Here is a 22013-nt window from a genome sequence, read left to right as displayed (position 1 = left end):
CAAGCATGATCAAGACCCTGTTGTTCTGCGCCGCCGCGGCGCTGGCCGCCCCGTTTGCGGCAACCCACGCGGCCTACCCCGACAAGCCCATCCGGCTGCTGGTAAATTTCGCGCCGGGCGGCCCGCTGGACCTGGAGGCGCGGGTAATTGCCGAGCAGGCGGGCAAGCTGCTGGGCCAGACGGTGGTGGTTGAAAACCGCTCGGGCGCGTCGGGCAACATCGGCGCGCAGGCGGCGGCCCAGGCCGCGCCGGACGGCTACACGCTGCTGATGAGCGTCGATACCGTGTACACGGTGAACCCGCTGGTGTTTTCAAACACCGAGCCGCAAGTGACCGCCATGCGGCCGCTGAGCCTGGCGGGCACGTTCAACCTGGCCCTGGCCGTGCGGCCGGAACTCGGCGTCAAGACGCTGCCGGAGTTTCTTGCCTACGCCCGCAAGCACCCGGTGACCTACTCGTCGGCAGGCCATGCCAGCCCGGGCAACCTGGCGTTCGAGAAGCTCAAGCTGGCCACGGGCATCAACGCCACGCATGTGCCCTACCGCGGCAATGCGCCGGCCACCCATGCGCTGCTCAGCGGCGAAGTGGACGCGGGGTTCCTGGCAGTGCCCGGCATGCTTCCGCACGTGCAGGCCGGCAAGCTGCTGCCCCTGGCGATTTCGGGCGGGGACGGCGACCCCGACCTGCCCTCTACGCCCCCGATACGCAAAGCCGGGCAGTCCGGGCTGGACGACTACGACGTCAAGTTCGGCTTCGTGATCATGGCGCCGGCCGGCCTGCCGGACCCGGTCGCCCAGGTATGGGAAGACGTGCTGGGCCGCATCTACGCCGAGCCCGCCTTCCTGAAGCGCCTGGCCGCGCAGGGCATACACCCGCCCTTTGCGGGCGCCGAAGCCGCGCGCAAGTGGGTGCGGGCGCAGACGCAGATCTGGTCGACGGTGATCGACCAGGCCAAAATCCGCGCCAACTGAACCCGGCTACTTCAGGGCCGAATAGGCGGTCGGGGCCAGGAACTGGTTCTCGACCCGCTCGACGATGATCTTCTCGGCCTCGCTGGCGGCGCGCTTGGCGATCCACTCGGGATCGGCCTGAAAGGCGTTCCATTTGCGCTCGCGCTCGGCCAGGCTTTCCCATTTGAGCAAGTAGGTCAGCGATTGATTGGTGGGGCCGGCCAGCGTGGTCCAGAAGCCGATCTGCTCGATGCCGTGCTTCTTGAAAAAGCCGAGCGTGGCGCTGGTAAAGCGCTCGTGCAGCGCGGGCAGGCGGCCGGGCGCGCAATGGTAGACGCGAAGTTCGACGATCATGGCGCTCTCCCTTACCCGGCCGCGCCGGTGCTGCGCGCGTAATCCTGCTCGGCGACTTCTTCCTGCCAGTTGCCTTTGCCCAGCGAAGTGGCCACGTGGATCATGTAGGTATCGGCCGCCGCGCCGTGCCAGTGCCGCTCGTTGGGCGGAATCCACACCACATCGCCCTGGCGGATCGACTGGGCGGGCTGCCCTTCGGTGCAGATCCAGCCGCGCCCGGCGGTTACCTGCAGTACCTGGCCGAATTCATGCGTATGCCAATACGTGCGGGCGCCCGGCGAAAAGAACACCGAGTTGATGGTGACATTGTCGGTGGTGGGCATGATGGGATCGCCCCACACCACGCCCGTGAACGTGGAGCTGCGCTGCTCGGAAACCTTGCCTTCGGCCCTGCCGTGAAACACCTTCATTGACTGCCTCCTGTCATTCAGATTTCAAACGGACGCCACCGCTGACATCGCCGATGGCATCCACGACACGATTGCTGATCTGTTCGCCATAGCCCAGCGCCGTGGCCAGGCCGAAGCACGACAACGGCCCGGCCGCGTTGAGCGAGGCCACGCCCAGTTCGCGCGCCAGGTCGACGTACAGCACGACGTCTTTGGTCATGAGCTTGCTGGTCAGCCCGCCTTCCAGGTAGTTGCCGTCCACGATGTGGGGAAAGCGGTTCAGCGTGGCGAAGTTGACGCCGCTGCTGCTGTTGAGCACTTCCAGCAGCCGGTGCAGGTCGAGCCCGGCCTTCTTGCCCGCCACCATGACTTCGGCGGTGGCGGCCAGGCTGACCGCGTTGAGAAAGTTGTTCAGCAGCTTGGTGGTGTGGCCCGCGCCGCTGCCGCCCATGTTCAGCACCTTGCTGCTGAACGGCGCGAATACCCACTGCAGGGCCTCGATGGTGGCGGCGTCGCCGCCCACCATCAGGGTAAGCGTGCCTTTTTCGGCCGCGGCCGCCCCGCCCGAGATGCCCGCGTCGACATACTGCACGCCGCGCGCCGCGAACAGGCCCGCCAGGCGCTGGGTGGAACTGGCCGCAGCGGTGCTCAGGTCGACCACCACCTGGCCCGCCCGGCACGAGGCCAGGATGCCGTCGCGGCCTTCGGCCACGGCCTCTACGACGCGGCTGTCGGGCAGCGACAGCAGCACTACGTCGGCGTAATCGACTGCCTCGCGCACCGAGGCGGCCGGCTGGGCGCCCGCCGCCGCGGCCCGCCCGGCATCGGTGTCATAGCCCCGCACCGCGATGCCCGCGTCGACCAGGCGCCGCGTCATGCGCCCGCCCATATTGCCCAATCCGATGAATCCGACCCGGTCTTGTTGCATGATGGCCGCCCTGCTATGCCTTGCCGGCATCGGCCTCGTAGGCGCTGATGGCCTGCGAGGCAACGCGGAACGCGGCCAGCGCCAGCGGCACGCCGCAGTACACCGAGGCCTGCATCAGCACGGCGCGGATCTCGTCTTTGGTTACCCCGTTGGTCAGCGCGCCCTTGACGTGCGCCGCCAGTTCGTGATGCTGGCTCATGGCGGTGAGCATGGCCAGGTTGAGCATGCTGCGCGTCTTGAACGGCAGAGTGGCATCGCCCCAGATCTCGCCCCAGCAGTATTCGGTGACCAGCTTCTGCATGGGCCTGTTGAATTCATCCGCGCCGGCCCACGATTTCTCGACGTGGGATGCGCCCAGCACCTTCTTGCGGTTTTCCAGGCCTTTCTCGAACTGATTGATGTGTTCCATGCTGAGTTTCCTTTGTGTGCTGCGTGTGCTGCTTTGTCCTACCAATAATACAATAATTCAATCTTCATCCAAAACCGCGGGCAGCCGCCGCGGCGGCTGCCCCATGCGGCCGTGCTACTTCTTGCCGGGCCAGATGGGCTTGGCCATGGCCACGTCTTCGGGGAACACCGTCACCGGCACGCCGTTCTGCCACTGGATCACGGTCAGCGTGGCGCCCACGCGATGGCCGGCCTCGTCGAACTTCAGTTCGCCGCCCGGAAAGTAAGGCGTTTTGCCTTCGTCCAGCGCGCGCATGGCCTGCGCCACCGATTCGCGGTCGGCCTTGCCGGCTTTTTCCAGCGCCGCCTTCATGATCCACATGTCGCCGTACGTCGAGATGCCGTTCTGCGTCATCCACGGCTCTTTGTATTCATCCTTCATGCGCTGGATCAGGGCTTCCTGCCCTTTCGCACCCCAGTTGGCCACGGCCGACATCACGCCGTTGATCAACTGCGGACTGACCGTGTTCAGCACATCGGGCTCGGCAATGGCGATGCCGAACGAGATGACCGGAATGCGCACATTGGTCTCGTTCATTTTTTCGAGGATGAGCTTGGCGTCAGAGATCACAGTGGGCAGGAAGAACACCAGGTCGGGGCGCCGTGAACGCACCCGCTGAATCAGCGACGACGCGTCGGACAGCGGCGGCGTGAAGGTCTCGTCCACCACCAGTTCCAGCTTGTTCTTGGCGAGCAGGCCGTCTTTCATGGCCTTCACCGACGACAGCGACGCGGCCGTGTTGTCGGTAAGAATCGCCACCGTCTTGGGCCGCTTGCCCGAGGCCTTCTCGGCCAGATCCAGGATCATCGGCAGCGCGATGTCGGCCTGCCTGCCGGCCGTGGCCGAGGTCTGGAAGATGTACTTGAAGCCGCGCGACGTGATCTGGTCGGAATACGACAGGGTCAGCATGGGCAGCTTGGCGCGCTCGGTGACTTCGGTGACCGCCAGCGTGAACGAGCTGAGATACGCGCCCGTGCCGGCCACCAGGTCGGGATAATCAGCCACCATGCGCTGCGCGGCGCTCTTGGCTTTCTCGGTCGTGTCGCCCGAATCCACCACCACCAGCTTCAGCTTGGCGCCGCCCAGGGCCTTGATGCCGCCCTGTTCATTGATGTCCTTGACCGCCATTTCGGCCCCCATGCGCATGACCTGCCCCGGCCGCGCATAGATGCCCGACATCGGCGCAATCAGCCCGACACTGACAGGCGCCGGCTCGGCCGCGCGGGCGGTGCCGGCCGACACCAGGCCCGCCAGCGCGGCGGCCAGGCCCAGGTACTTGATCGACTGCATCTTCTTCATGTCCGTCTCCTCCTGTTGTCCGCTTGCGCGGCTCTCGATTCAGGCTTACATGCCGAGATACGCCCGGCGGACCCGATCGTCCGCCTGCAGCGTGTCGTGGGTGCCCTCCAGGACCACGCGCCCGGTCTCGAGCACATAGCCGTGGTCGGCGAATTGCAGCGCCTCGGCCACCCGCTGCTCTACCAGCAGGATGGTCAGCTTGGCGTCCCTGCGTATGTCGATCAGGCGCTCGAAGATGAAATCCGCGATCGCCGGCGACAAACCCATCGATGGCTCGTCCAGCATCAGCAGCCGCGGCGAAGACGCCAGGCCGCGGCCGATGGCCACCATCTGCTGTTCCCCGCCCGACAGGGTGCCGGCCAGCTGCCGGGCACGCTGCCTGAGCACGGGAAACCATTCATAGATGCGCGCCAGGTTGCGCGACCAGTCGCGCCGGCCGGCGGCCGTGTAGGCGCCCATTTCCAGGTTTTCCAGCACCGTCATCGAGGCGAACACCTGCCGGCCTTCCGGCACGTGCGCGATGCCCAGGTGCGGCCGCTGCGAAACCGGCACCGCCAGCAGGTCGCGGCCGTCGTAGCGGATGGCGCCCGACATCGCGGCCACGGTGCCGGATATGGTCTTGAACAGCGTGCTCTTGCCCGCGCCGTTGGGGCCCACGATGGAAACGAATTCGCCTTCCTTGACCGCCACCGATATGCCGTTCAGGACCGGCAAGGCGGAATAGCCGGCCACCAGGCTGTCGATTTCAAGCAGCATGTCGCGCGCTCCATTTCTTGCCCAGGTAGGCCTCGACCACCCGCATGTCCTGCGTGATGGATTGCGGCTCGCCCACCGCCAGCACTTCGCCGTGGTCCAGCACCACGAACTCGTCGACCAGGCGCACCATGGCCTGCATGGTGTGTTCGATGATGACGATGGTGGTGCCCTGCGCCGACAGGCCGCGGATGGCCGCGACCACGTCGTCGACCTCGCCCTGCCCCAGGCCGGCCAGCGTCTCGTCGAGCAGCAGCAGCTCGGGCTGGCCCGCCACGGCGCGCGCCAGCTCCATCAGGCGCAGTTGCCGCGTGGTCAGCACCGACGCCAGACGGCCGGCGCAGTCGGCCAGGCCCACCCGCTCGATGGCCTGCGCCGCCAGGGCCTCGGCCTCGGCTTCATCGCGCGCCTTGACGTAGGCGCCGATCTTCACGTTCTGCGCCACCGTCAGGCGCATGAAAGGCCGCATCACCTGAAAGGTGCGGCCCACGCCGGCCGCGCACAGCACGTGCGGCTTGCGGCCGGCCATGTCGGCGCCCTTGAACACCACCCGCCCGGCATCCGGCTTCAGGAAACCGTTGAGCAGGTTGAACAGCGTGGTCTTGCCGGCGCCGTTGGGGCCGATGATGCCCAGGATCATGCCCTTGCGCACCTGGAAGCTGACGTTCTGCACCGCCTTCAGGCCGCCGAAGCTGCGCGACAGCCCCGCCACGTCCAGGATGACTTCGCCGCCGGCGGGCCGCCGCGCGGGCTCGGCCGGCGCGGCGGGCGCGGGCGCGGCATCGGCTGGCGGCGGCGCCGCTTCCGCCGGCAGGGCCGCGCGCGCCCGCAGGGCGCCGCGCCGGCGCAGGAAATCGCGCGTTTTCCAGAACACGCCCTCGGGCGCGATCAGGATTACCGCGATAATGGCGGCGCCCAGGATCACGCCCTGGATGCCGGGATAGGCGGCGCCCAGTTCCGCATGCAGAATTTCGCCCAGCGGGATCAGGATGGCCGCGCCGATGATCGGCCCCCACACCGTGCCCACCCCGCCGAACATCGCCACTGTCAGCGCCTGGGCCGACACCAGCATGCCGAACACCGACACCGGCGTCACCACCAGCAGCACCACGGCGTAGAACGCGCCGGTGGCGCCGGCAATGGCGCCGCTGAGCGCGATGGCCTTGAGCTTCCAGCGCAGGGTATCGATGCCGGCGGCCTCGGCCGCCGCCTCGTTCTGCTTGATGGCGATCAGCGCCATGCCGAAACGCGTGCGCTCGACATGGCGCGTAATCTGCACGAACAACAGCAGCATCGCCATGGCCACCACGGTGTACAGCCACGGGTTCGAGAACTGCATGAACCAGGCCGGGTTCTCGCGCACCATGGGAAACGTGACTTCCTGGTAGCCCAGCCATTCAAAGACATACAGCAGCGCCAGCGGGTAGGCCAGCATGGCCAGCGCGAAATAATGGCCGCGCAGCCGGAAGGTGGGCAGGCCCACCAGCAGTCCGGCCGCCGCGCCGATCAGGGCCGACAGCGGGATCATCAGCCAGGGCGACAGGCCCAGGGTGATCTGCCCCAGCACGGCGGCATAGGCGCCCAGGCCGAAGAACGCGGCATGGCCGAACGACACCAGCCCGGTATAGCCGCTGAGCATGTTCCACGACAGGCCGAAGCACGCCCACACCAGCACCAGTGTGAAGATGAGCTGGTGGTAGGAATTGTCGACCAGCAGCGCGGCGCCCAGGTAGGCCGCCGCCACCGCCAGCATGATCACGAGAGTGCGCATGGATTTCATCAGGTCCGCTCCGCGACGCGGCCGAACAACCCTTGCGGCCGGAGAATGACGATCAGCAGGAAGAACACGAAAATCGCCGCGTTCTGCAATTGCGTGGGCAGCACCAGGCTGGACAGTTGCTGCACCAGCCCGATCACCATGCCGCCCCAGAAGGCGCCCAGGATGCTGCCGATGCCGCCCAGCACCACGCCGGCATACATCACGATGACGAACTCCAGCCCCACGAAGGGATGGAACGGGAAATTGGTGGCCAGCAGGCCGCCGGCCAGGGCCGTGATGCAGGTGCCCAGGGCAAAGGCGATGCGGTAGGCGCGGTCGACATCGATGCCCATGTACGAGGCCGCGACGGGGTTGTCGGCCGCCGCGCGCAGCGACTTGCCCAGCCGGCTGCGCCCCACCACCACGGCCAGCGCCACGATGGCCGCCACCGAGATCAGCGCGGCGTAGCCGCGCCCCTTGTTGACGAAGACGCTGACGAAATCCCCCCACAGCGGCCCGATTTCCCAGGCGCTGCTCGACAGCGGCGTGCGGATCGATTCGAGCTCGGGTCCGAACACCATCATGGCGCCGTTCTGCAGCACCAGCGCGATGCCCAGCGTCAGGATCAGCTGGGCGTAGTGCCCCTCGCCGTCTAGCGCGGCGGTCTTGCCGCCGGTCACGCGCGAGATCAGCAGGCGATGCGCCAGGTAGCCCACGGCATACATCACGGGCAGGGCCAGCAGCATGGACACATAAGGCCCCAGCGGCGATCCCGCCATGCCGTGGCCGGTGAGCAGCACGAAGAAGAAGTACGTGATGTACATGCCCAGCATCATGAAATCGCCCTGGGCGAAATTGATGACGCGCATGATGCCGAAGATCATCGCCAGGCCCACGCACATCAGGCCGTAGATGCCGCCCACCAGTATTCCCGCAGCCAGCGACTGCAGGAATGCTTCCAGATGGATTTGTAGTTCTGTCATGGATTATTCCTTGCTTGAACGCGCTCAGGCCGCGCCGCCCGCCGCGCACAGGCGCGGCAGTTCGGCCGCGTCGGCCGCCTGCTCGTAGCGCTCGACCAGGTCTTCGATGCGCGCGGCCGCATCGGCGCCCACTGCCGCCGCGGCCGCCCGGCGGAAGCGCTGGCGGATCAGCCCATCATCGGCAGCCTGCACATCGTCCAGCGCGGCGCCGACGCTGCTGCCGTCGTCCAGCAGCAGCGTGACCCGCGCCCCCTGGCGCGCCGGAAAGGCGGCGCTGTATTGCGGATCGGCGCGCAGCGTGGTGGCCGCGACCAGCCGCGCGATGGCGGGGTCGTCCAGGCGCCGGTAGTTGTCTTCGCCAATGGCGCCGCGCGCCAGCGTGGCCGCCACACCGAACAGGATGCTCATCTTGGCCTGCAGCGCATGCTGGAACGGGCCGGCGGCATCGCAGCCCGGATAGCGCACGGCGGCTTCGGTGGTGTCGATGCGCACGGCCTCGATGCGGCGCGCGCCGGCCTGGCGCACCGCGCGCAGCGCCGCCTGGCAAGGAGACTGGGCGAAGTTGCAGGCCGGCGCCGGCTTGTGGAAGACCTGCTCGATTTCCGCCCGGCCGTCGGCGAACAGCGCGATGTCTTCGCCCAGCGGCGCGCGGGCATAAGCCTGGAAGAAGCCCGCCTCGCCTTCCAGGATGGACGCCGACGCCTGCGCGCCGCCGCGCGCCAGCTGCAGGCAGGTCCAGGCATTGCGCACCGCGAAGCCCGGGTGAAAGTACATCTCGCTGCCGCCCGTGTGCGCCCATTCGTTCAGCCCGCCGCTGCAATTGCCGGCCAGCGCGAGCGCATGCCGGGCGCGGGCTTCATCGAATCCGGCCAGGCGCGCGCCGGCCATGACGGCGGCCATCGGCCCCACCAGCCCGGTGGGCCGGAACAGGCGCGCCAGCGCCGGCGTCATCACGGCGCGGCCCAGGCGCGCGCCGGTTTCGTAGCCGACAATGGCGGCCGCCAGCACCTGCGCGCCGGACACCGGCTGCTGCTGCGCCAGAGCCAGCACCATCGGCCACACCACCACGCCCAGGTGGGCCACGCTGCCGGCGTGCATGTCTTCGCGCACCAGGCCGTGGCCGGCCACGGCGTTGGCGAAGGCCGCGGCATCGGGCTGGCGCGGGCCGGCGCGGCCGATCACGTGGGCGCCGCCGGGCGCGGGCACGGCCAGCGCGGCCGCCTGCTCGCTCCACGGCAATGGCAGCGCCTCGAAGGCGCACGATAAATAATCCAGCAGGCAGCGCCGCGCCTGCTGCAGCGCGGCCTGGCCGAACTGGCGCGGCGCCAGGGCGTCGCGCGCCAGCCGGGCGGCTTGTGTGGAAGTCTGTTCCATGCGCGGTTCCCGCCAGCCTAGTAGCCCATGACGGTCATGGCGCCGTCGATCTTCAGCGTGACGCCGGCCACCGAGACCGACTCATCCGAGGCCAGGAAGACCGCCGCCGCGCCGATGTCCGCGCCTTCGGCCAGGCGGCGCAGCGGCGTGCGCGCGCGTCGCGTTTCCCAGCCCTGCGCATCGATCACTGAACTGGCGCCCGGCGTTACCACCGGCCCGGGCGCCAGGGCATTGACGCGGATGCCCTGCGGCCCCAGTTCCACGGCCTGCTGGCGCGTCAGCGTGTCGAGCGCGCCCTTGATGCAGCTGTAGACCGAGGCATGCTTGATCGCCACCGACACCGCCACCGACGACAGGTTGATGACGGCCCCGCCGCCGCGCGCCACCAGGTGCGGCGTGGCGGCCTGCAGGCACCACAGAGCCCCCTTCAAGCCCACGTCTATCATCTTGTCGACCACCGGTTCGGGCATGTCGGTCAGCAAGCCGTAATGGAAGTAGGCCGCGTTGTTGACCAGGATATCCAGGCCGCCGGCCTGGCCCGCATAGCCGTCTATCGCCGCCCGCACGGCGGCGCGGTCGGCCACATCGCAGGCCAGCGCGCCGGCGCCCGGCACGGCGGCCACCGCCTGCTTCAACAAGGCCTCGTTGTTGTCCAGCATGCCCACCCGGGCGCCTTCGCGGGCAAAGGCGCCGGCGATCTCTTTGCCTATGCCGCTGGCGGCGCCGGTAACCACCGCGATCTTGCCATCCAGTCTTCCCATGACTTGCTCCGTGCCCGGTTCAGGGCTGCAGGTTGCGGTCCTTGACGATCTTTCCCCACTTGGCGATTTCGTCGCGCAGGTATTGCTGCGCCTGCGCCGGCGAATTGGCCACGACTTCGGTGCCGTCGCGTTCGAAGAAGCGCTGCATCACCGGGCCGGACGCCACCTTGATGGCCGCCTGGCTGAGCGCCTCGATCACGGGCGCCGGCGTGCCGGCGGGCGCGGCCAGGATGAACCAGTTGCGCGCCTCGACGCCCGGCAGGGTCTCGGCCACCGTGGGCGTGTCGGGCACCGACGCCATGCGCTTCGGCCCCGTGGTGGCGATCAGGTTCAGGCTGCCGGCGCGCACATGGGGCAGCGACGACGCCGGGTTGTCGACCATCACGTCGACCTCGCCGCTGATCAAGTCCTTGAAGGCGGCGCCCGCCCCCTTGTAGGGCACTTTGGTGAAGGTCACGCCGGCCTGGGCGGCGATCATTTCCGTGGCCAGCGCCTGCATGCCGGTAATGCCGCTGAGCGCGACGTTGATCTGCTCGCCGGCCTTGGCCATGCGCACCAGCTCGGCCATGCTCCTGGCCTTGAAGTTCTTGCTGGTCACCACCACCTGCGGCGCGGCGGCCAGGATGGTGATGGGCGCGAAATCCTTGACCGGGTCGTACGGCGCCTGCGGATAGAACGCCGGCGTCGTGGCAAAGGCGGCGGAACTGAGCAGCAGCGTGTAGCCATCGGGCGCCGAACGCGCCACTTCGGCCGCGCCGATCTGCCCGGTGGCGCTGGCCTTGTTCTCGACCACCACCGTCTGGCCCAGCAGCGTGCCAAGTTCCTGGGCAAAGGGCCGGGTCAGCGCATCGACCCCGCCGCCGGCCGCGAACGGCACCACGATGCGCAGGGGTTTGTCAGGAAAATCCGCCCGCGCAGGCTGCGCCAACGCGAAGCCCGCCAGGGCCAGCACCGCCAGGCGTGTGTACTGCTGCCACTTCATGTCGTCTCCTTTTCCACATTGCATACGCGGCGCGCCGGCTGGCGCGCCGCCCGCGCTCAGGCCGCCAAGGCCATTACTTGTGCCGCGTCCGGCGCTTCGTCCAGGCGCCACAGGGCATCGATCAGCGGCGCGGCATTCCAGTCCGGCCGGGCCGCACTGCCCAGCTCGCGCAACTTCTGTTCAAGATCGCCGTCGCTGAGCGGGCGCGCCGCCGAGCCGCGCGCCGCATCCACCCGGTGCGCCAGCTGGGTGCCGCCGCGCAGAACGATCCGGACTTGGGCGGCATCGACCGAATAGCCGTCGGCTTCGCACACCGCCACCTTGGCGCCCAGTTCACGCAAGGCCGGTTCGCGCACCGCCGCATCGCTGAATTCGGCCAGGCCGGCGCGCCCGCGCGCCAGCGTCACCGCGACCGCATGCTGGGCGCTGACCTGAGACTCGCGGCCGGTGGCCACGCCGGGCCGGTCGGTGCGCTGGCGCAGCAGCGGATGGCCGGTCAGCGTGACGCGCTCGATGCCGGCCAGGCCGACGCGCCGCAGGCGCGGATCGGCGGCCAGCGCCAGGCAGGCATCGATGACCGGGTTGAGCACCACGCCGCACGGATAAGGCTTGTAGGTGTTGTCGGCCAGCTGCCAGTGCTGGCCCAGGCCCCGCGTCACAGCCGCCAGGTCGGGTTGTTCGGCGGCAACACGCAGGAATCCGCGCGGGCCTTCCAGCGGCGCGGCCGGTCCGTCGAAGTCCTGCTGCGCCAGCAGCGCCGCCAGCAGGCCGTTGCGGGCCGCATTGCCCACGCCCACGCTCTTGGCCATGGTGCCCAGCGTCTCGACCAGCCCGCCGGCCTGGCTGGCCGCCGATCCCAGCGCCCAGACCAGCGCCCCCGGCGGCAGCGCCAGGTGCTTGCCGGCCGCCATGGCAGCGCCGAACACGCCGCAGGTCGAGGTGATGTGCCAGCCGCGCGCGTAGTGGCCGGGCGAGACGGCATTGCCCAGGCGGCATTCGGTTTCCACCCCCAGCACGAACGCCAGCAGCAGTTCGGCCCCGCTCATGGGCTGCGCCTGGGCCAGCGCGAACAGGGCCGGTGCGACGGGCGCAGTGGGATGGATGATGGTGGGGTGGTGCGTGTCGTCGAAGTCGTACACGTTGGCCGCCATGGCATTCAGCGCCGCGGCGTTGAGCATGTCGAACCGCTCGGGCCGCCCCACCAGGCCGGCCTGCCGCCCGGCGGCGAAGCGCCCGTAGGCGGCCACCGCGATATCCAGGGTGGGATCCCGCGCGCCCGCCAGCGCCACCGCGAAGTAATTCACCAGCGAGCGGCGCGCCTCATGGCGGATGGAATCGGGAATGTCTTCCCAGCGGCACGCGGCAATGAACTGCGCCAGGGCCTGGGAAATACCGGACGGACTGCCTGCCTGCATGTCGCGCTGTCTCCTTCAGCCGCCCTGCCGCCCGCGGCTGCTTCGTTGTGCGCCCGGCGGCCGCCGCGCGGCCTCGGGCATCAGTTTTCGGTATTATAAACAGATTGTATGATTGAATACTCATTTTTCTGGCTAGCCGTTCACAGGCCGCATGGCCCGGCGGCGGCGCCGCGGCTTCACGCCGCGCCGCAACCGCGTCGCGCCAACGAAGTACAGCTAAAATGCGGCCAAGTCAGTACACTGGTTCCGACTGCCCACTTGCCCCGATCGCATGAAAGCCGCTGAGCTCCCCGCCGATTTCAAAGTCCCCCGCGCCGCTTCGGTGCTGCGTCACAGCGTGACCGAAAGCATCCGCAACGCCATCCTGGTGGGCCGCTTTCAGCCAGGCGAGCGCCTGCCCGAACGCGAACTGTGCGAAATGACCGGCGTCAGCCGCACCCTGGTGCGCGAAGCCTTGCGGCAGCTGGAATCCGAAGGCCTCATCCACGTCATTCCGCACCGCGGCCCGGTCGTCGACCGCCTGCTGCCCGAGCAGGCCGAGGGCATCTACCAGGTGCGCGAAGAACTCGAAGGCCTGGCCTGCCAGCTGTTCGCCGAGCGCGCCACCGATGAACAACTCAAGTCGCTGCAAAATGCCTTCCAGGCGCTCAAGCGCGCCTTCACGCAAGGCGGCTCGCTGGAACAGCTGTCGGCCAAGAACTACTTCTATCAGCAGCTGCTCGACGGAGCGGGCAACGAAGCCCTGACCACCACGCTGCGGCTGCTGAACTCGCGCGTCATGCTGCTGCGTTCCACGTCCATGCAGGCGCCGGGGCGCGCCAAGAAAAGCCTGGCCGAGCTGGGCGAGCTGCTGGAAGCCCTGGCCGCCCGCGACGGCCGCGCCGCCCGCAAGGCCGGCAGCCTGCACGTGCGCAATGCCGCGCGCGTGGCCATCAAGATTCTGCGCGAAACCCAGGCCGCCATCGCGGCCGAATAGCCTCGAATCGTCTCTTTCCGCCCGCGCCGGCAGCCGCGCCGCGCGGGATGGGCTTTGGTATTTTTGCTAATACTATAATACAATCCTACCAACTAAAGAGCCAAACCCCGGGTCCAAACCCCATGCGGCGCGCCGCCGCGCAGGAGACCGCCTTGACCGTCCCCACCGCCCCGTTCGAGGTCTACGCCATCCGCTATGCCCGCCATGGCGGCCGCCGCCCGGCCGACAACTACCTGGGCAGCGTCGATTTTCACGATGCCGATTCCGACCTCGACTATTACATCTGGGTGGCGCGCCGCGGCGACGAGATCTTCGTGGTCGACACCGGCTTCGATGCCGACTCGGCCCGCCAGCGCGGCCGTGAACTGCTGCTGCGTCCGGCCGAGGGGCTGGCCCTGCTGGGCATCGACGCGGCGCGGGTGTCCGACATCATCATCACGCACCTGCACTACGATCACGCCGGCACCCTGAACGACTTCCCCGCCGCCACCTTCCACATCCAGGACTCCGAGCCCGCCTACGCCACGGGCCGCTGCATGTGCCACGGCGCGCTGCGCCACCCCTATTACGTCGAAGACGTGGTGGCCTTCGTGCGCAAGGTCTATGCGGGACGCGTGCAGTTCCACAGCGGGCAGGCCGAACTCGCGCCCGGATTGTCGGTGCACCTGGTGGGCGGCCACACCGCCGGCCTGCAGGTCGTGCGCGTCTGGACGCAGCGCGGCTGGGTGGTGCTGGCGTCGGACGCCACGCACCTGTACGGCAACATTGGCCATGGCGTGCCGTTCCCGGCGGTATACAACGTGGGCGACATGCTGGAAGGCCACCAGGCCGTGCGCCGGCTGGCCGACAGCGAAGCGCACATCGTGCCGGGCCACGATCCGCAGGTCATGCAGCGCTATCCGGCGGCCAGCGTCGCGCTGCAGGGCAAGGTGGCGCGCCTGGACGTGCCGCCGTCGGAGCCCGCATGAGCGACAGCGCCGTTGCCCTGCACGGCCGCTGCGCGCTGATCACCGGCTCGACCGCCAGCCTGGGCCTGGCCATTGCCGACCGCCTGGCCGCCGCCGGCGCGCGCATCGTGCTGCACAACCTGCGCGACGACGAGCCGGCCCGGCAGGCCCGTGACGCGCTGGCGGACCGCCACGGCGCCGACGTGCTGCTGCAGGCGGCCGACCTGAACGACGTCGACCAGATCGAAGCCATGGCCCAGGCGGCCCGGCAGGCCTTCGGCGGCATCGACATCGTGGTCAACAACGCCGTCGTGCGCCACTTCGGGCCGGCCGATACCCTGCCCCGCGATCACTGGGACGAAGCCCTGGCCGTCAACCTGTCGGCCGCCTTCCACCTGGCACGCCTGGCCATCCCCGGCATGCGCTCGCGCGGCTGGGGCCGCATCATCAATATGTCGTCGGTGTATGGCGCGGGCGCCACCGCCAACCGGGTGGGCTACATCACCACCAAGACCGCGCTTGTCGGCCTGACCCGCGCGCTGGCCATGGAAACCGCGCAAGACGGCATCACCTGCAATGCCGTTTCGCCCGGCACCGTGCCCACCCCCGCCATCGTTGCGCGCATCGCCGGCCTCGCCCGCGACCAGGGCGTCACCGAGCAGCAGGCGCAGTACGACTACCTGGCCGGCCGGCAGCCCACCGGCCGCTTCGTCGACATGGCGAACGTGGCGGCGCTGATCAGTTTCCTGTGCAGCGACGCCGGCCGCGATATCACCGGCGCGGTGCTGCCCATCGATGGCGGCTGGACGGCCTCTTGATCCCTGTTTTTTCTTTTTCTGCGTAGCCAACAACCATGAACACTGAGCACAAAGATTCCCTGGGATTCGTCGGCATCGGCCGCATGGGCGCCCCGATGGCCAGCCGCCTGCTGCAGGCCGGCTACGACCTCGCCATTTACGACACAAATCCCCAGGCCACGGCCGCGCTGGCGGCCGAAGGCGCGCGCATCGCCGCCAGCCCGCGCGAAGTGGCCGATGCCGCCCACACGGTGCTGATGTCCCTGCCCCTGCCGCAGGTCGTTACCGAGGTCGGCCTGGGCAAAGACGGCCTGGTGCATGGCGCGGCCATCAAGACCGTGATCGACTTGTCGACCTCGGGCCCGCAGGCTGCCGAACAGCTTGCCGCGGGCCTGCAGGCGCGCGGCATCGCCGCCATCGATTGCCCCGTCAGCGGCGGCGTGGCCGGCGCCGAGCGCGGCAGCCTGTCCTTGATGGTGGCGTGCGCGGCCGAACACTACCCGGCCGTGCAGCCGCTGCTCGAAGTACTGGGCCGCCCCATGTACGTGGGCCAGCGGCCGGGCATGGCGCAGGCCATGAAAGTCATCAACAACCTGGTGTCGGTCACCGCCCTGGCCATTACCTCGGAAACCCTGGTGATGGGCGTCAAGGCCGGCCTGGATCCGGACACCATTGTGCAGGTCATCAATGCCGGCTCGGGCCGCAGCAATGCGTCCGAAGACAAGATTCCCAAGTACGTGCTGAGCCGCAGCTTCGATTTCGGCTTCGCCATCGGCCTGTCGGCCAAGGACGTCCGCCTGTGCCTGGAAGAAAGCGAGCGGCTGGGCGTGCCGCTGCGCGTGGGCGACGCGGTGCGCCAGTTGCTGAACGCCACGCGCGACAAGTTCGGCGAACAGGCCGACATGACCGAGATCATCCGCTACGTCGAAGCCGATGCCGGCGTCGAAGTGCGGGGCAAGGCGGCCGGCCCGGCCTGAAGGCCGGGCACGGCACGGACACGGCCTGGCGCGCTGAACGGCCGCCGGGCCCGGCCGGTTATTTGTGCGCCTTTACCTGCTGCTGCAGCGCCTGGGCCATCGTCAGGTGCTCTTGCAGGGCCGGCAGGTTCTTGGCGGCGAACGCCTTGACATCGGCGTCCTTGGCATTGGCCGCGGCGTCCTTGAACAGCTTCACCGCGTCTTCGTGGGCCGAGACGCCGATGTTGTCGATGTACATCTCGTCAAAGCCGTCGTCGGTCAGGCTCAGTGTCTTGATCTTGGCCTTCTGCAGCAATGAAGGCCCTTCGGGCGGCGTGTAGCCCTTCTTGCTGGCCAGCGCGGCCAGCTCTTGGCCGACCTTGGTGTGGTCCTGCACCATCTTGTCGGCAAAGGCTTTCACATCGGGGTTCTTGGCTTTTTCCTGCGCCATCTTGCTGCCCTCGATTTCGGCATGCCCCGCCTGCGCGGCGTTTTCCAGGAAATCCTTGTCGCTGCTGTCCAGCTGCTGCGCCGCGGCGCCCTCCTGGGCGGCCGGCGCGGGCGTTGTTGGTTGGGGCTGGGCCATGCCGCTGCCGGCCGCCAGCATTGCACCCGCCGCCATCAGGCCGAGCGTCAGATTGAGTCGTTTCATAAGGCCTCCGTTGCAACGCGCCGGGCGCGCGTCGGTGATAAGGCTTCCCGCCATGCCGGAAAGCGCTTATCACCCAGCAAGCCACATGCCCGCGCCCACCGGCGGGCAACCCTGTCCCCGGCAGGGAAAAGACAGGCAATCGGCGCCATTGAGCAAAACAAATGGACTGCCCAGCGGCGCCTGACGCACCATCAGCCTCATCGACGCGGGGGTGCATCGACACGCTGTATCCCTCTTTACCTTATATAGATATATCTGGGAGTCATCATGACGGACTTTGTGAATGCCTTGGTGCATGCTGAATTGTTTCTTTTGGGCGTCGCGTCGGCGCCCGCCAGCCAGCCGGCCGATGCCGCGACCACTACCATTTCTTTCAGCGCATCGGATTACCGCAGCGCCGCCGGCTGAGGCGTCCCCGGGGGCGGGCCGCACCGGCAGGCCCCGGCGATCGCCTTGCCCACGGATGCGGCCCCATTGTTCCGAACCCGTTTTCGAAACCTCTGGTTAATAACGGTGACACAGTCCCGGCGACGCACTGGCCCGTCCTGCACCATACTTCCGTCCTGGTACTAAAACCGGAGGAGAAAAGCATGTCTAACCAGGACGACAGCCTGGACCATACCCCCTTGAAACGGGTCATGGGGCCGAAGCTGCTGCTACTGTTCATCATCGGCGATATCCTGGGCACCGGGATCTACGCGCTGACCGGCCAGGTCGCCGCCGAAGTGGGCGGCGCGGCCTGGGCGCCCTTTCTGGTCGCCTTCATCGTGGCCCTGCTGACGGCCTTTTCCTATCTGGAACTGGTCACCAAATATCCGCGCGCCGCAGGCGCGGCCCTGTATGTGCACAAGGCGTTCGGCGTGCACTTCCTGACTTTCATCATCTGCTTCACGGTGATGTGCTCGGGGCTGACCTCGGCCGCCACGGCGTCGCGCGCCTTCTCGGCCAACCTGTTCGCCGCCATCGGCATGGACACCGACCCGACGCTGGTGACGATGGGCGCGCTGGGCTTCATGCTGCTGGTCATGATCGTGAACTTCCGCGGCGCGTCGGAAAGCGTGAAAGCCAACGTCGTGCTCACGCTGGTCGAGCTGAGCGGCCTGTTGCTGGTCATCATTCTGGGCTTCTATGCCATCGCCGGCGGCCAGGCCGATTTCTCGCGCGTGGTGGCATTCGAGACCCCCGAGAACAAAAGCGTGTTCCTGGCCGTGACTTCCGCCACGGCCCTGGCGTTCTTCGCCATGGTCGGTTTCGAAGACTCGGTGAACATGGCCGAAGAAACCCATGAGCCGCACCGGATCTTTCCCAAGGTGATGCTGACGGGGCTGGGCATCACGGCCGTCATCTACGTGCTGGTGTCGATCTGCGCTGTCGCGCTGATCCCGGTGGGCGAACTGGCCGCCAGCTCGACGCCGCTGGTACTGGTGGTGCAGCGCGCCGCGCCGAATCTGCCGATGGGCACCATCATGCCGATCATCTCGATGTTCGCCGTGGCGAACTCGGCGCTGATCAATATGATGATGGCCAGCCGGCTGCTGTACGGGATGTCGCGCCAGGGCGTGCTGCCCAAGTTCCTGTCGCACGTGCACACGCGCACCCGCACCCCCTGGTCGGCCATCCTGTTCACCACCGTGCTCGGCCTGGGCCTGATCCTGCTGGTGTCGGCCAGCAATTCGAAGGCCATCAGCGCCCTGGGCGGCACCACTGCCCTGCTGCTGCTGGGCGTATTCGCCTTCGTCAACGTGGCCGTGCTGGTCCTGCGCCGCGACCCGGTCAAGCATGAGCACTTCCGCGCCAATACCGTGCTGTCGTGCATCGGGGCGGCGTGCTGCCTGTTCCTGGTAACGCCGTTCACCGGGCGCGACCCGATCCAGTACCAGGTGGCCGGCTGGCTGCTGGCGCTGGGCGTGGTGATGTGGGGCATTACGCTGCTGGTGCACCGCAAGGAAGACCGTCACCTCGATCCGGAACACCTGGTCGACGAGTAGCGGGCCAGGCCGCCAAGCCGCCATTGCCAGGGCGCCCCACGGGGCGCCCTGTTGCATTCGCCGCCGTTGCGCGGCCGTGGCGCGCGGTTCGGTAATATAGGGCCCTGGTATCGATTTACGGAGTTCCCCATGCGACGCGCTGGCAGCGCCGACTTGCCGCTGCATGGCGGCCGGGTGCCGGCATGGCTGGGGCAGCGCATGTCGCGCCTGGGCGCCGTCATCACGCAGGCCATCGTGCACCACTACGGCCGCGACGAATTCCTGCGCCGGCTGGCGCACCCCTTCTGGTTCCAGTCGTTCGGCGCCGTCATGGGCATGGACTGGCATTCGTCGGGCATCACCACCAGTGTCATCGGCGCGCTCAAACGCGGCCTGCAGCCCTTGTCGGGCGAGCTGGGCATCCATGTCTGCGGCGGGCGCGGGCAGCACTCGCGCAAGACGCCGGGCGAACTGGCCGCCGTGGGCGAACGCACCGGCATCGACGGCGACGCCCTGGCCCGCGCCAGCCGGCTGGTGGCCAAAGTGGACAGCGCGGCCGTGCAGGACGGCTTCGACCTCTACCTGCACGGCTTCATCGTCACGGACGACGGCCGCTGGACAGTGGTGCAACAGGGCATGAACGACGGCAGCGGCCTGGCGCGCCGCTACCACTGGCTGTCGGAAGACCTGCAAAGCTTTGTCGACGCCCCGCACACTGCCATCGACGGCGTCAACCAGGGCCGCATCCTGAACCTGACCGACCGGCGCGCGGCCGCCTCGCGGCAGGGCCAGTTGGCGCTGCTGCACGACCAGGGCCCCGATTTCATCGCGGACGAAGCAGCCGCCCTGGCCGGCCGCGAAGCGCCCGCCCCGGCGCCGGCGCCCGAGCCGGCCCAGCTGGCGCTGCCCCACCTGGCCATGCCCGCCCATCACGATGTGCGGCCCAAAGACGTGAACATGCGGCGCCTGCACGGCGCCCTGGCGGCGGCGGCCGAACGCGGCCCGATCGATTTCGCCGACTTGCTGATGGTGCCCGGCGTGGGCGCGCGCACCGTGCGCGCGCTGGCGCTGGTGGCCGAGGTCGTGCACGGCACGCCGTGCCGCTTTGCCGATCCGGCCCGCTACTCGCTGGCCCACGGCGGCAAAGACCGGCACCCCTTTCCCGTGCCCTGCGCGGTGTACGACCAGACCATCAGCGTCCTGAAAAGCGCCGTCGGCAAGGCCGCCCTGGGCAACGATGAACGGCTGCAGGCCCTGCGGCGGCTGGACCAGCAGGCGCGGCGCCTGGAACAGGCGGCGCGCGGCCCGGACCTGCCCGACTTCGTCCAGCAAGAACTGCAGGCCTCGGCTTCCTACGGCGGACGCAGCGTCTACGGATGGGAGGCCTGAACCCCGCGGGGCGCGGCACAAGGCTTGCTCGCTACGGAATGTCGGATCGAATGATCCGCAGCATTCCGGAGCCGCCATGAAAAAATCCTATTCCATCACCGTCCACGCCCGTTGGGACGTCGTGTTCCAGGCCACGCCGGCGCAGGTCGCCGACATGCGCGCCGACGGCCTGGTGGTCGACGAAATCTGCAATACAGTGCCCGACTGGATGCCGGCGCGGCTGGTACGCGGCTGGTGCCGCGCCCAGGACGCCTGGCAATGGTTAAGGGTGTTCTAGGCGCAAGGGTGTCAGCGCGACTGCCCGGCATCGTCAGAGCCGCTGCCCAGTTCGGCGCCGGTCATGGGGTCGGCATCGGGCATCGACACCGTGCGGGTGGCCAGGGCCTGCAGCGCCGCCAATTGTTCTTTGGACAAGCCCACATTCGCCATGCCGTCGCCGCCGTCCACCGCGCACTGCCGGTCCCGGTCGGACACCACGTCGAAATTCGCGTCGCTGTTCCAGGAACCCCGCATATCGCCCTCGCCCTGCGACATGTCGAAGTACACGCGCGCAAAACGCGGATCCCCGGGCAGCTTGCCCGGCGGGAAATTCGGCTGCATGGAATACAGCGCCTTTTCGAACGAACGCTGATGCGACACCTCGCGGGTCATCAGGAAACCCAGGGCTTCTTTTACGCCCGGATCGTCGGTAACGTTGATCAGGCGCTCGTAGATGATCTTGGCGCGCGCCTCGGCGGCGATATTCGAGCGCAGGTCGGCGGATGGATCTCCTATGGTGTCGATATAGCCGGCGTTCCACAACTGCCCTCCGGAGTTGGTCAACGCGGGGCCGCCCCCGTACAGCACTTGTGTCACATGTGAATCGTTGCCGGCGCCCTGCAGACTGCGATACAGGTCGGCCTCGGATTCGGTCGCTTCGGCCAGCTGGCCCTTGGCCCCCTTGTTCAACATCGCCACCAGCGTGCCGATGATTTCCAGGTGGCTGAGCTCTTCGGTGGCAATATCGAACAGCATATCTTTGCGGCCCGGATCGTCTTCGGCGATGGCCTGGGTAAAGTAGCGACAGGCCGCCGCCAGTTCTCCCTGGGGGCCGCCGAACTGCTCGAGCAGCAAATTGGCCAACCCCGGATTGCCCTCCTGGACGCGGACGGTGTACTGCAAGCGCTTGTTGTGTGCAAACATGGGAATCTCCCGACAATGGTGCAAGGCCCGCGGATGCGGGCCAGTGCGGGACGCAAACCGTGTTCCTGTTTGCCGGCCCGGCATTTTCCGGCCGCCGCGGGCGCCGAAAAACACCCGGTAGCATTTTGTAATGCCGGCAAAATCCGGCTGCAGTTTTCCCTGTTTTCCCTGCCCGGCCCGCACTACACTCCGCTTGCACCGCATTGAAGAGGGTTTCGGATCATGCGCACTTCTTTTGGCATCATCACGCTGGCGGCCGCCTGCAGCATCGGGCTGGCCGTCCCCGCCCTGGCTGCCCCGCCGGACGGCAAAGGGAAATCCGCCCAGACCGGCCAAGGCAATGGCAACGGTAATGGCAAGAACAGCAACGCCGGGGGCAATAAAGGCAACAGCGGCAACAAGGGGAACAGCGGGAATAGCGGCGGCAATGGCTCGCATGGCGACGGCGACGACGTCAATGTCAGTATTTCGCTGGCCACCGCGGGCATCAGTGTCTCGGCGGCCCGCGGCTATGCCGACGACTACGGCCTGACGGGGTATTCATCCCTGCCGCCCGGCATACGCAAGAACCTGGCGCGCGGCAAGCCGCTGCCGCCGGGCATCGCCAAGAAGATGGTGCCGGGCCCGATGCTGGCCCGCCTGCCGGTGCACCCCGGCTATGAATGGCGGGTGGCCGGCAGCGACCTGATTCTGGTGGCCATCGGCACGGCCATCGTGGCCGACGTGCTGTTCGACGTGTTCGATTGAACCCC

Annotated in this window: 24 protein-coding genes; 10 read left to right on the top strand and 14 right to left on the bottom strand. The window is 68.1% G+C overall.

The annotated features are described in order from the left end of the window. Nucleotides 1-5 precede the first annotated feature (5 nt). Nucleotides 6-971, top strand: coding sequence for a Bug family tripartite tricarboxylate transporter substrate binding protein (locus tag J2P76_RS08090; RefSeq protein ID WP_207406043.1), 966 nt, complete (start codon nt 6-8; stop codon nt 969-971). A 6-nt stretch (nt 972-977) separates the two neighbouring features. Here J2P76_RS08090 and J2P76_RS08085 read toward each other — a convergent pair whose 3' ends face one another. The 12 genes from J2P76_RS08085 to J2P76_RS08030 all read right to left on the bottom strand — a co-directional run bounded on the left by J2P76_RS08085 (nt 978) and on the right by J2P76_RS08030 (nt 12395). Next, a complete protein-coding gene (locus J2P76_RS08085) occupies nt 978-1304 on the bottom strand; it encodes an NIPSNAP family protein (protein ID WP_207406041.1) in 327 nt (108 codons plus the stop codon). An 11-nt stretch (nt 1305-1315) separates the two neighbouring features. Continuing rightward, nucleotides 1316-1714, bottom strand: a complete 399-nt coding sequence (locus J2P76_RS08080) for a cupin domain-containing protein (protein ID WP_207406040.1) — start codon at nt 1712-1714, stop codon at nt 1316-1318. Between the two features lie 13 nt (nt 1715-1727). After that, complete coding sequence (locus J2P76_RS08075) at nt 1728-2621, bottom strand: NAD(P)-dependent oxidoreductase (RefSeq protein ID WP_207406038.1); 894 nt, start codon at nt 2619-2621, stop codon at nt 1728-1730. Nucleotides 2622-2634: 13 nt separating this feature from the next. After that, nucleotides 2635-3030: a carboxymuconolactone decarboxylase family protein gene (locus J2P76_RS08070; RefSeq protein ID WP_207406036.1), complete on the bottom strand. Its 396-nt coding sequence runs from the start codon at nt 3028-3030 to the stop codon at nt 2635-2637. A gap of 114 nt (nt 3031-3144) precedes the next feature. Then, nucleotides 3145-4368, bottom strand: coding sequence for an ABC transporter substrate-binding protein (locus J2P76_RS08065; RefSeq protein ID WP_207406034.1), 1224 nt, complete (start codon nt 4366-4368; stop codon nt 3145-3147). A gap of 45 nt (nt 4369-4413) precedes the next feature. Next, nucleotides 4414-5124 (bottom strand): ABC transporter ATP-binding protein, encoded by a 711-nt coding sequence (locus tag J2P76_RS08060; RefSeq protein WP_207406033.1) that lies wholly within the window; start codon nt 5122-5124, stop codon nt 4414-4416. After that, the gene (locus J2P76_RS08055; RefSeq protein WP_242697322.1) at nt 5114-6892 is read right to left on the bottom strand and encodes a branched-chain amino acid ABC transporter ATP-binding protein/permease; all 1779 of its coding nucleotides are present in this window, start codon (nt 6890-6892) and stop codon (nt 5114-5116) included. Before J2P76_RS08055 ends, J2P76_RS08060 begins: the two co-directional genes overlap by 11 nt. An 8-nt stretch (nt 6893-6900) precedes the next feature. Further along, the gene (locus J2P76_RS08050; RefSeq protein ID WP_207406029.1) at nt 6901-7863 is read right to left on the bottom strand and encodes a branched-chain amino acid ABC transporter permease; all 963 of its coding nucleotides are present in this window, start codon (nt 7861-7863) and stop codon (nt 6901-6903) included. A gap of 24 nt (nt 7864-7887) precedes the next feature. After that, nucleotides 7888-9237, bottom strand: a complete 1350-nt coding sequence (locus J2P76_RS08045) for an MmgE/PrpD family protein (protein ID WP_207406027.1) — start codon at nt 9235-9237, stop codon at nt 7888-7890. A 17-nt stretch (nt 9238-9254) separates the two neighbouring features. Beyond that, entirely contained in the window at nt 9255-9998 is a 744-nt protein-coding gene (locus tag J2P76_RS08040; protein WP_207406025.1) for an SDR family NAD(P)-dependent oxidoreductase, read from the bottom strand. Nucleotides 9999-10017: 19 nt separating this feature from the next. Continuing rightward, complete coding sequence (locus tag J2P76_RS08035; RefSeq protein WP_207406023.1) at nt 10018-10980, bottom strand: tripartite tricarboxylate transporter substrate binding protein; 963 nt, start codon at nt 10978-10980, stop codon at nt 10018-10020. Nucleotides 10981-11036: 56 nt separating this feature from the next. After that, nucleotides 11037-12395: an MmgE/PrpD family protein gene (locus tag J2P76_RS08030; protein ID WP_207406021.1), complete on the bottom strand. Its 1359-nt coding sequence runs from the start codon at nt 12393-12395 to the stop codon at nt 11037-11039. 337 nt (nt 12396-12732) lie between these two features. On the opposite strand from J2P76_RS08030, the gene J2P76_RS08025 reads away from it, so the two are divergent. From J2P76_RS08025 to J2P76_RS08010, 4 genes are all read left to right on the top strand, one after another. Further along, nucleotides 12733-13371: a GntR family transcriptional regulator gene (locus tag J2P76_RS08025; protein WP_347565299.1), complete on the top strand. Its 639-nt coding sequence runs from the start codon at nt 12733-12735 to the stop codon at nt 13369-13371. A 152-nt stretch (nt 13372-13523) separates the two neighbouring features. Beyond that, nucleotides 13524-14339 (top strand): N-acyl homoserine lactonase family protein, encoded by an 816-nt coding sequence (locus J2P76_RS08020; protein ID WP_242697321.1) that lies wholly within the window; start codon nt 13524-13526, stop codon nt 14337-14339. Next, nucleotides 14336-15136, top strand: a complete 801-nt coding sequence (locus J2P76_RS08015; protein ID WP_207406016.1) for an SDR family oxidoreductase — start codon at nt 14336-14338, stop codon at nt 15134-15136. The genes J2P76_RS08020 and J2P76_RS08015 overlap by 4 nt, the downstream gene beginning before the upstream one ends. 35 nt (nt 15137-15171) lie before the next feature. Then, complete coding sequence (locus tag J2P76_RS08010) at nt 15172-16092, top strand: NAD(P)-dependent oxidoreductase (RefSeq protein ID WP_207406014.1); 921 nt, start codon at nt 15172-15174, stop codon at nt 16090-16092. Between the two features lie 58 nt (nt 16093-16150). Here J2P76_RS08010 and J2P76_RS08005 read toward each other — a convergent pair whose 3' ends face one another. After that, nucleotides 16151-16723 (bottom strand): DUF4142 domain-containing protein, encoded by a 573-nt coding sequence (locus J2P76_RS08005; protein WP_207406012.1) that lies wholly within the window; start codon nt 16721-16723, stop codon nt 16151-16153. A gap of 267 nt (nt 16724-16990) precedes the next feature. Between J2P76_RS08005 and J2P76_RS08000 the strand changes: the two genes are divergently transcribed. From J2P76_RS08000 to J2P76_RS07985, 4 genes are all read left to right on the top strand, one after another. After that, the gene (locus tag J2P76_RS08000) at nt 16991-17131 is read left to right on the top strand and encodes a hypothetical protein (RefSeq protein ID WP_207406010.1); all 141 of its coding nucleotides are present in this window, start codon (nt 16991-16993) and stop codon (nt 17129-17131) included. Between the two features lie 182 nt (nt 17132-17313). Continuing rightward, nucleotides 17314-18711: an APC family permease gene (locus J2P76_RS07995; RefSeq protein ID WP_207406008.1), complete on the top strand. Its 1398-nt coding sequence runs from the start codon at nt 17314-17316 to the stop codon at nt 18709-18711. Between the two features lie 129 nt (nt 18712-18840). Next, nucleotides 18841-20079, top strand: a complete 1239-nt coding sequence (locus J2P76_RS07990) for a DUF763 domain-containing protein (protein ID WP_207406006.1) — start codon at nt 18841-18843, stop codon at nt 20077-20079. A gap of 76 nt (nt 20080-20155) precedes the next feature. After that, nucleotides 20156-20356, top strand: coding sequence for a hypothetical protein (locus J2P76_RS07985; protein ID WP_207406004.1), 201 nt, complete (start codon nt 20156-20158; stop codon nt 20354-20356). A gap of 11 nt (nt 20357-20367) precedes the next feature. On the opposite strand, the gene J2P76_RS07980 is transcribed toward J2P76_RS07985, so the two are convergent. Continuing rightward, nucleotides 20368-21261 carry a manganese catalase family protein gene (locus J2P76_RS07980; protein ID WP_207406001.1) on the bottom strand — a complete coding sequence of 298 codons (894 nt, stop codon included), beginning with the start codon at nt 21259-21261 and terminating at the stop codon, nt 20368-20370. A 222-nt stretch (nt 21262-21483) separates the two neighbouring features. Between J2P76_RS07980 and J2P76_RS07975 the strand changes: the two genes are divergently transcribed. Continuing rightward, nucleotides 21484-22008 (top strand): anti-virulence regulator CigR family protein, encoded by a 525-nt coding sequence (locus tag J2P76_RS07975; RefSeq protein ID WP_207405999.1) that lies wholly within the window; start codon nt 21484-21486, stop codon nt 22006-22008. Nucleotides 22009-22013: the final 5 nt, after the last annotated feature.

The organism is Bordetella petrii, assembly GCF_017356245.1.
GTDB lineage: Bacteria > Pseudomonadota > Gammaproteobacteria > Burkholderiales > Burkholderiaceae_B > Bordetella_A > Bordetella_A petrii_D.
This window is presented reverse-complemented; position numbering and strand designations above follow the sequence as displayed.